Raw genomic sequence first — 8,643 nt, 5'->3', positions numbered from 1 at the left:
CCGCCTTGTTCCGCTCCGCCCGCAAGCGTCGCCTCCCTTGCGCTCTCTGCGCCGTTCTTCGCCTCCTCAGCGCTCCCCGGCTCACCTCCCGCTCCGCTATCCAGCCCATGCCCGGCGGCCGCCGGCCAGAGGCGGTCCGCCGCCTCCAGGACGGCCTCGACGAGCAGCTCCGTCTCCGGGCGCGGGATAAGCACGGCGGGCGATACCGCGAACGGACGGCCGTAGAACCATTGCTCGCCGATCAAGTACTGCACCGGCTCCCCGGCCGCCTTGCGCCGCACGAGCCGCTCCCATTCCGCGAGCTTCTCCGCCGGGAACGGCTCGCCGCCGTCGCGGAGCAGCTCCGCCCGTCCAATGCCCAGCACGTGCATGAGCAGCAGCTCCGCGTTGTTGCGCGGCTCCTCCACCGCCTCCGCCTCCAAAATGCCGGCCGCGCGCAAAACCGCTTCCCGGATCGTCAGCGGCTCCGCGAACCAAGCCTTTTCCGTTTGATCGATCATCGTTCGACGCCCCTTTTCCACCAAATTTCCCTATGCCGAACCGCTTCGCCGCCTGCCGGACCCAAACCGCGCGGCTACACCTATCAAGTACTTAAGACAATTTTCCGTTATGTATGTATGCCAGCGCGCAATCCGCGCGCCAGTTAACGCCAGCCCGGTTCCGCCCGGCATTCCCCGCCGCCGCCCATGAAGCGAAACGAAAAACGCCGGGCCGCCGCTTGCAATATACGCAAGTATCCGGCAGCCCAGCGCGGCTTGTTACGCCATTTCGCGATCCAGGAGCTCAGCCTGCTCCGCGATCGTCAGCGACGAAATAATTTCTTCCATATCTCCGTTCATCACCGAGTCAAGCTTATGCAGCGTGAGGCCGATGCGGTGATCCGTCACCCGGCTTTGCGGGAAGTTGTAGGTCCGGATCCGCTCGCTGCGGTCGCCCGTGCCGACCTTGCTCTTCCGCTCGCCGGCATATTTCGCCTCTTCCTCTTGGCGGCGAATATCGTAAATGCGCGCGCGAAGCACCTGAAGCGCCTTCGCCTTGTTCTCGTTCTGCGATTTGCCGTCCTGGCAGGTCGCCATAATGCCCGTCGGCACGTGAAGCACGCGAACCGCGGATTTCGTCGTGTTGACGGACTGGCCGCCCGCTCCGCTGGAGCAGAACGTATCGATGCGGATATCTTTGTCGAGAATTTCGACTTCGACGTCTTCGACCTCCGGCATAACGGCAACCGTCGAGGTCGACGTATGGATCCGACCGCCGGATTCCGTTACCGGAATGCGCTGCACGCGGTGCGCGCCGCTTTCGAACTTCAGCTTGCTATAGGCGCCCTTGCCGTTAATCATGAAAATAACCTCTTTGAAGCCGCCCAGGTCGTTCTCGCTGAAATCCATCAACTCTACGCGCCAGCCCTGCGTGTCCGCGAACTTCGTATACATGCGATACAGATCGTAAGCGAACAGCGCCGCCTCGTCGCCGCCGGCCGCCCCGCGAATTTCCACGATGACGTTCTTGTCGTCGTTCGGGTCCTTCGGCAGCAGCACGATGCGGATCTTTTCTTCGAGCTGCGTCTTGCGCTCGCTCAGCTCCTCGATCTCCATCTTGACCATTTCGCGCATTTCGTCGTCGAGCTTCTCGCCTTGCATCAGCTTGGCGTCATCGAGCTGCTCGGACGTTTGCTTATATTCGGTATAGGCTTCATAAGCCTCTTGTAAATCCGACTGCTCTTTGGAAAGCTCTCTAAGCCGCTTTGGATCGCTGGACACGTCCGGATCGCACAACAGCTCGCTCAGCTTCTCGTATCGGTCGGCGAGTGCTTGCAAACGGTCTAACACAGTCATTCACCTCTGTTTTTTCCACTAGGATAATCTTTATTATACCATAAGGGAGGCCCCGCAATCGACAGTAGCTTTCCGCTGCCGGCGCCCCAATTAAAGCCATTCCCCATCCCTCACTACCTATGCAATCCGCAACGGATCGGTCACGGCAGGCCGCCGCAAGGCCTTCTGCGAGCCCAACAAAGCCCCGCAAGCGCGAATAAGCAACTTGCAGGGCCGTATCCAGCATACTCTTATACGTTAAAACGGAAATGCATCACGTCGCCGTCGCGCACGACGTAATCCTTGCCCTCCAGACGAACCTGGCCGCGCTCGCGCGCCGCCACCATCGTGCCGGCCGCCACGAGGTCGGTATAGGACACCACCTCGGCGCGGATAAAGCCCCGTTCGAAGTCGGTATGGATAACGCCCGCCGCCTGCGGCGCTTTCGTCCCGCTGCGGATCGTCCAGGCGCGGACTTCCTGCACGCCGGCCGTGAAGTACGTGTAGAGACCCAGCAGCTTGTAAGCGGCGCGGATCAGCCGGTTAAGGCCCGACTCCGACAGGCCCAGCTCCTCGAGGAACATCTCCTTATCCTCGCCCTCCAGCTCGGCGATTTCCGATTCCACCCTCGCGCTGATCGGCACGACTTCCGCGTTCTCCTTCGCCGCGAAATCCCGCACCTGCTGCACGTACTCGTTGCCGTCCGCGTTCGCCACCTCGGCTTCGCTTACGTTCGCCGCATATAACACCGGCTTCATCGTCAGCAGGTGCAGGTCGCGGACGAGCTGCTTCTCGTCGTCGGTCAGCTCCACGCTGCGCGCGGGCTGGTCGTTGTAGAGCGCTTCTTTGAGACGCTCGAGCACTTCGACCTCCTGCGCGATCTTTTTGTCGCCGCTCTTCAAGTTTTTGCGAGAGCGTTCGATCTTTCGGTCGACCGAGTCGATGTCCGCCAGAATGAGTTCCAGGTTAATGACCTGGATGTCGCTGATCGGATCCACCTTGCCGGATACGTGCGTAATGTTCTCGTCCTGGAAGCAGCGAACGACATGGACGATCGCATCCACCTCGCGGATATGCGCCAAAAATTTGTTCCCGAGTCCTTCGCCCTTGCTCGCGCCCGCGACCAGGCCGGCAATGTCGACGAATTCGAACGCGGTCGGCACGATGCTTTTTGGCGATACGAGCTCGACCAGCTTATCCAGACGCTCGTCCGGCACCTCGACGACGCCGACGTTCGGATCTATCGTACAAAAAGGATAATTGGCCGATTCGGCCCCCGCTTGCGTAATCGCGTTAAACAAAGTCGATTTGCCCACGTTCGGCAGACCGACGATACCAGCTTTCAATGCCATGCTTCAAGACACCCCTATTTTCCCGAAAATAAATAGCTCCAGCTATTATACCCCACCCACCCCCACTTTGAAAGTACCAAGGACAGGCAGGAAGTCCCTGCTTCCGCTTCCAATTTCAAGTCTGGAGTGACTCGAATAACCGCCGTCCCTTTAAGTGGAACTCGTTTCACTACGCATAATCAATCAGCCGAATCCGCCTCCCCGCCGCCTCCAAACCGCTATTTAGTCCAAGCGTAAACGGCTATCGCCGTCCTCTGGCGGCAAAAGCTTACGTTTCGCGGTGAAATATAGGCGTCAGTATAAAAGTGAAGCTTATACTTTCCTATATTTTCAAAAATTGAAACTCGCGCCTCTATTCCGCGACCATCGTCACGAATAATTTCAGTATCTGAAACAACTCTGCCGAATCAGCCCCGATCGTCCCCGAAAATCATCAATTAGTCTCAACTATTGAAATAATCCCATCTTTTCCAAGCCCACTCTCAGGTTTTATTTCAATTTTTGAAAATAAACTCGCGCCGCCGTGTCTCCTCCCTCATCATCCCCGCATCCCCGCCTTCTACCTCCCTCTGCCCTCTACCGTCATCTCCCTAATCCCCGCCTTCAATCCGGACGACCAACCGTCTTTCAGACCTTCAACCGTCCTCCTGTCCCCATCCACTCCCGCTCCGAGTGTAGCAGCCAGCAAGAATGGTTCGCCCGCTGTCGGAAATACTACCAATGCACATCCATTACTTTTATAGGAGGCCACCCGCCATGGAAAATCAGAAGCATAAGGGCAACTACCGAGGCACGACGGACATGCATGCCAAAAACCAGGATATGGCATTCGTCAACGATACGCTCGAGGATACGAAATCCGTTTCGAACTTCCAGGACAAGAAGAACCGGACCGACCGCTAAGGCACTGGCAGGCGTCACGCCGGCCGCAACCCAAAAAGGAAGGCCGCCGGCACCGTGCCGGCGGCCTTCCGGCCGTCAAAACAAACTACATGCGAATCGGGGCTTCCTGCAGATCGGCCCGCGACTGCAAATAACGGAAGAACGCGACGGACGCTTCCGCGCGAGTCACCTGCTTCTTCGGCAGGAACTTGCCGTCCGAGAGGCTCATGATTTTCAAGCCGACGGCGATCGCCGCCTGCCCTTTGTTCGCAATCTGCGCCGCGTCCTTAAAGTTCGATTGGAAAATATAATCGTAATTCGCAAGCGCGTTATAGCCCAACGCGCGTACGATCAGCTCCGCCATCTCGTCCCGCGTCACTTTGCCTTCCGGATTGAAGGAGCCGTCGCCGATATCGATCAAGTTCTGCTCCAGCGCGCTTTCCACGTAGACGAAATAGCTCGAGTTCGAAGCCACGTCGTCGAACGACGCTTTCCCTTCCGCTCCATCCGCCGCGCCATATAGTATCGGCGACCGTCCGGCGTTTCTGGCCAGCACGAGCATCTTGATCAGCTCGCCGCGCGTCACCAGCTCGTTCGGACGCACTTTGCCGTCCTTCACGTCCAGCGCCTTGTACGCGACCATTAGCTCCAGCTGGCGCTGCGCCCAATGCCCCTCGATGTCCGCCGCCTGCGGCTTCTCGAGCTGCGTCGCCTCGCCCGTCTCACGGTTGCGCCAATCGCCCGACTGGGCGTCGAGGAAGACGGACTCCTCGACGAGCTTCGGCACGAGACGGTACACCAGCTCGGCCTCGGTCGACGTCTTCACCTCATTCGCGTCGATTTCGCCCGCCGCCAGCATCACTTTATATTTCTCGATCGGTATCGGCTGGCCGTTCCAGGTGAACTGCTGCACCAGCCGGTAAGTCAGCTGCGTCCGGTAATAGTCCATCCACTTATCCACGGCCGCATCCTTGGAGATCAGCGCAGGCGCTTCCGCCGGGTAGGCGAAGCTCGAAATATTCGCGTCGAAGTTGACGACGTCTCCCGTGCGCGAATCGATCGCCACGCCGACGTTGTCGTACTCGGCCGTCGCCCCGTGAACCTTATGCACGAAGCTTAGGTAATACTGGGTATGCTCGCCCGGCTGAATATCTTTGTACTGATCCGGATGAGGCTTAACCAAATACAGCTCGTGCGCCAGCCAAGGCAGGTGCTTCTTCACCGCTTCGACCGCCAGCGTCGTGGCCTGCTCCAGCGTCACGCTCTGATTGCCGCCGGCCTGCTCGCTATGGTAATAAATATAGTAGCTGCGAACGGCACCCGTGCGGCCGTCCACCGAAGCGTGGGCGGAGCCGGTTTCCTTGCCGTCCTTCTTGATCGTCCAGCCCAAATGCCAATAAGCCTCGTTCGTGCCGGTGCCCTCGTTATGCTGCTCGCTGTAATTCGAGCTGCTAAGCTCCGCGTCTCCGGGAAGCTTGAAGGCCGCTTTCACGGCGTCGACCGCCTGCTTCTCCGTCACGGTGCCGGCCTTCGGCGCTTCGCCGAGCGGTTTCTCGCTGACCGGCGTCTCCGATACGGTGCCGGCGCGGTAATAGTGCTCGTTCGAGCCCTTCAGCTCGCCGGTTACGGCGTCGATCGCGATCGCCTGCAGATCGTAGCTCAGCATCGGCTTCCGGACGCCCTGCGGGTTGTGGGGCACGATGTACGACAGCTGCGGAGACGCCGCTTCGCGCAGCTTGGCGCCGGCCTCCTCGGGCGTCAGCTTCGTGTCGACCTTGGGGAAGACGGCCGTATCGTCCCATTGCAGCGAGAAGCTCGTAATATGGCCTTCGCTGTCCACCTGCAGCTCGATGTAGTTGTCGACGTAAGGGATATCGCCGACGATTCGGTCGAAGCGGATGTGATGGGTGACCGCGCCCGTTAACGGGGGCAGCAGCTGCGCGCCGTAATCGGGGTTGTATTGGATTTGGTCTTCGTATTTCGCGGCGACCGCCGCAATGAATTTTAAGGCGATCTCCTGTGCGGTGTCGCGTTCGACCTTAAGCGGATAGGTCGGCTTGGCCGACGGATTGTTCGTATACGAGCTGAACTCGAGCAGCTGGCCGCTGTCGGCATGAATCCGCACGTAAATGCTGCCGACATGCTTGCCGTTCGCCTTCTTCACGAAATCGAGTCCCCATGCGTTGCGCTTGCCGCCCGCCAGCACGTCCATGGAGAAGCTCGCGCCCTGCAGCGTGTATTCCTTCGGAATGCTTACGTATTGCCTTGCCAGCGCTTCTGCCTTCTCCTTCGTAATGGCCACGTCAACCGGCGCTTCCGTTTCGATCTGACCCGCGGAGCCTTCCGACGAGGAAGACGCGCCGCCCGCCGCATCCGAGGCGGCCTGCGCAGGGTTGGTTGCGCTTTCAGCGAATGCCGTGCCAGGAAGCGCGCTCATGAGCATCGCGGCCGATAGCATGACCGCAAGCTTGTTACGATTCTTTTTTCTCATCGCTTCACCCTCCATTGCTTTTCCAATATATACATGAATTAGACGCTTCATACAAGGCGTAAGTTGCAGCGTAAAATAAAAAAACTATCTCCCGTCATAGGAGATAGTTTTCCCGTTTATCGTTAAGCCGCTCTGCCGCGTCTCGCGTAGGCCCACAGCTTCTGCCACACATAAACGCCCAGCCACGTCGACAAAATAATAAAGAGCGGCATGACCGTAAAGTTATAGCGGTATTCCGGCACGAACACGAGCCTGATCATCGACATGATGACGATGACGACCGCGAGCATCGCGGCCGGATGCCTCCAGCGCCACAGAAGTCCGAGCAGCGTTATGATCGTGCTGTACACGACCAGGATATGCAGGTACGCTACGTTCGGATAGGCATGGTAAATCGGCGAGTGGCCCGAACCGAAGAACATATGGCTGTACGTATATTTCAGCTTGCCCACCGTATACCACTTCACGTAGGTCCACGTCTGCGTTGTGAAGCCGGCTTTCAGCCTGGCCCAAGCGTATTCCTCTTGCGACATTTCCTTCGGCTTCGGAACGATCCGGTCCGTGTAATCCTTATTCGGATAGGTACCCGCAGAGAATGGATTCGATTGCGACGCCGTCAGGACGAACTCGCCCAGCGTAACCACGTTGCGAATCCACCAAGGCAGCATCGTCGCGGACAAGCAGAGGCCCGTAATGATGCCGAGGAGCGCGACCTTCTTGAAAACGGCCAGCTTCGAAGGGCCGCGTTCCTCCTTCGCCTGGCGCCACTGCTGCAGCAGAAACAAGCCATAGAGCGGCACGAACAGCGGCAGAAACTCGGCTCTGACGAGCACCGTAAGTCCGAGCAGGATGCCCGCAAGGGCCGCGTCGCGCTTCCGCTGCGTACGGAAGGCGTAAAGCTGCATCGACAAGTAGCCCATCAGCAGGAACAGCGCCAGCGTCTCGGTCAAGACAGCGCCCGTCGTCCATATAAACGGATGGTAGATCGCACCTACGAAGATGGTCAGCAGCGCGACCCATTTATTCTTCGTCGCCTGCATCGCGATCATATACATCAGCGCGAGCGAAGCCAGGCTAATCAGCACCTGCACCCAGCGGATGAGCGGGAACGGCTCCACGCCGATCTGATCGGCGACGAGGTACATGGCGGTCATGAACAGCGGATAGCCCGGCGTCACTCGCGCATTCGGCACTTCTTCCTTATAGGAATAGATCCCTTTGTCCAGCAAACGGTGAACCATCTCGTTGTAATACTTCGTGTCGTGCGAAATGTTATGCTTGACCGAGGTCAAAAAATCGGCCCGCAGCCAAAAGGCAAGCAGAAAAATAAGGACGATCGCGATCGTCCATGCTTTGTTTTTTCTCACGTAATCCAACAATTCGAACAGCCCCCTCAACCCTTGCAGCAACCTATTTCCAAGCCAAAACAATTACCCCGATCAATATAATCGCCGCTCCGATCCAGCGCTGGACCGGCACCGACTCATGGAAGATGAAGACGGCTGCGACCAGTGCAAAGACGTAAGCCATGCTTTGCAGCGGATAGGCAAGACTCAGCGGCAGCTTCTTCAGCACGTACAGCCATAGAACCGTAGCGATGCCGTACAGAACGAGCCCCGACCAAATATGCGGCGACCACAGCAGCGAGACCCACGATTCTCCCTTCGCCGTGTCGAGCCTGTTCATGCCTTCCTTCCAAAGCAGCTGACCGGAAACCAACAACAGAACGTTAAAAAACAGAACGATATAGGCCATTACGAATCCGACCTTTTGCGCTCATGCAGCTCATGGTGCAGAATGCCCAGCTCCTGCGTCAGCCGAATCACCTTCTCCGACAGCTTCGAGACGATAACCGTCAAATGCAGGATAAGCGCGACGCAGAACAAAATGCCGACCAGGAACAGCAGCGCCGGCGCGTAATCGATGCCGACCGCGTCGGCCAGCGCATCGATGATCTGCACGCGGACGGACAAAATGAGCATGACGACGCCGAACAAAAGCCACAGCATCGAGTATTGCTCTCGCAGCAGCCTGCGGTTAATCAGCATAATCAGTACGAACAAAAAAGCGATGCTTGTGATAATCCACAAGACTTGCATGGTGT

The 8,643-nt window shown here is 58.2% G+C and carries 8 protein-coding genes; 1 reads left to right on the top strand and 7 read right to left on the bottom strand.

All coding sequences use genetic code 11. The annotated features are described in order from the left end of the window. The 3 genes from IDH41_RS07000 to ychF all read right to left on the bottom strand — a co-directional run. The coding region (locus tag IDH41_RS07000) for a N5-glutamine methyltransferase family protein (RefSeq protein WP_397327568.1) at nucleotides 1–500 on the bottom strand (500 nt) is incomplete at its 3' end. Nucleotides 501–758: 258 nt separating this feature from the next. After that, a complete protein-coding gene (gene prfA / locus IDH41_RS06995; protein ID WP_190859507.1) occupies nucleotides 759–1,829 on the bottom strand; it encodes a peptide chain release factor 1 in 1,071 nt (356 codons plus the stop codon). A gap of 236 nt (nucleotides 1,830–2,065) precedes the next feature. Then, entirely contained in the window at nucleotides 2,066–3,166 is a 1,101-nt protein-coding gene (gene ychF / locus IDH41_RS06990) for a redox-regulated ATPase YchF (RefSeq protein ID WP_190859505.1), read from the bottom strand. A 756-nt stretch (nucleotides 3,167–3,922) separates the two neighbouring features. Between ychF and IDH41_RS06985 the strand changes: the two genes are divergently transcribed. After that, nucleotides 3,923–4,069 carry a hypothetical protein gene (locus tag IDH41_RS06985; RefSeq protein ID WP_190859503.1) on the top strand — a complete coding sequence of 49 codons (147 nt, stop codon included), beginning with the start codon at nucleotides 3,923–3,925 and terminating at the stop codon, nucleotides 4,067–4,069. A gap of 85 nt (nucleotides 4,070–4,154) precedes the next feature. Here the strand turns inward: IDH41_RS06985 and IDH41_RS06980 are convergent, their stop codons facing one another. From IDH41_RS06980 to IDH41_RS06965, 4 genes are all read right to left on the bottom strand, one after another. Then, a complete protein-coding gene (locus tag IDH41_RS06980; protein WP_190859501.1) occupies nucleotides 4,155–6,539 on the bottom strand; it encodes an S-layer homology domain-containing protein in 2,385 nt (794 codons plus the stop codon). 122 nt (nucleotides 6,540–6,661) lie between these two features. Continuing rightward, nucleotides 6,662–7,918: a phospholipid carrier-dependent glycosyltransferase gene (locus tag IDH41_RS06975; RefSeq protein WP_190859499.1), complete on the bottom strand. Its 1,257-nt coding sequence runs from the start codon at nucleotides 7,916–7,918 to the stop codon at nucleotides 6,662–6,664. A gap of 31 nt (nucleotides 7,919–7,949) precedes the next feature. Continuing rightward, nucleotides 7,950–8,294, bottom strand: coding sequence for an EamA family transporter (locus IDH41_RS06970; RefSeq protein ID WP_190859497.1), 345 nt, complete (start codon nucleotides 8,292–8,294; stop codon nucleotides 7,950–7,952). Further along, the gene (locus IDH41_RS06965) at nucleotides 8,294–8,638 is read right to left on the bottom strand and encodes a DUF2304 domain-containing protein (protein ID WP_190859495.1); all 345 of its coding nucleotides are present in this window, start codon (nucleotides 8,636–8,638) and stop codon (nucleotides 8,294–8,296) included. Before IDH41_RS06965 ends, IDH41_RS06970 begins: the two co-directional genes overlap by 1 nt. Nucleotides 8,639–8,643 lie beyond the last annotated feature (5 nt).

It is taken from the genome of Paenibacillus arenilitoris (genome assembly GCF_014705655.1).
GTDB classification, from domain to species: Bacteria; Bacillota; Bacilli; order Paenibacillales; family Paenibacillaceae; genus Pristimantibacillus; species Pristimantibacillus arenilitoris.
Note: the sequence above shows the minus strand (reverse complement) of the source record. Positions and strands in the feature narration are given on the sequence as shown.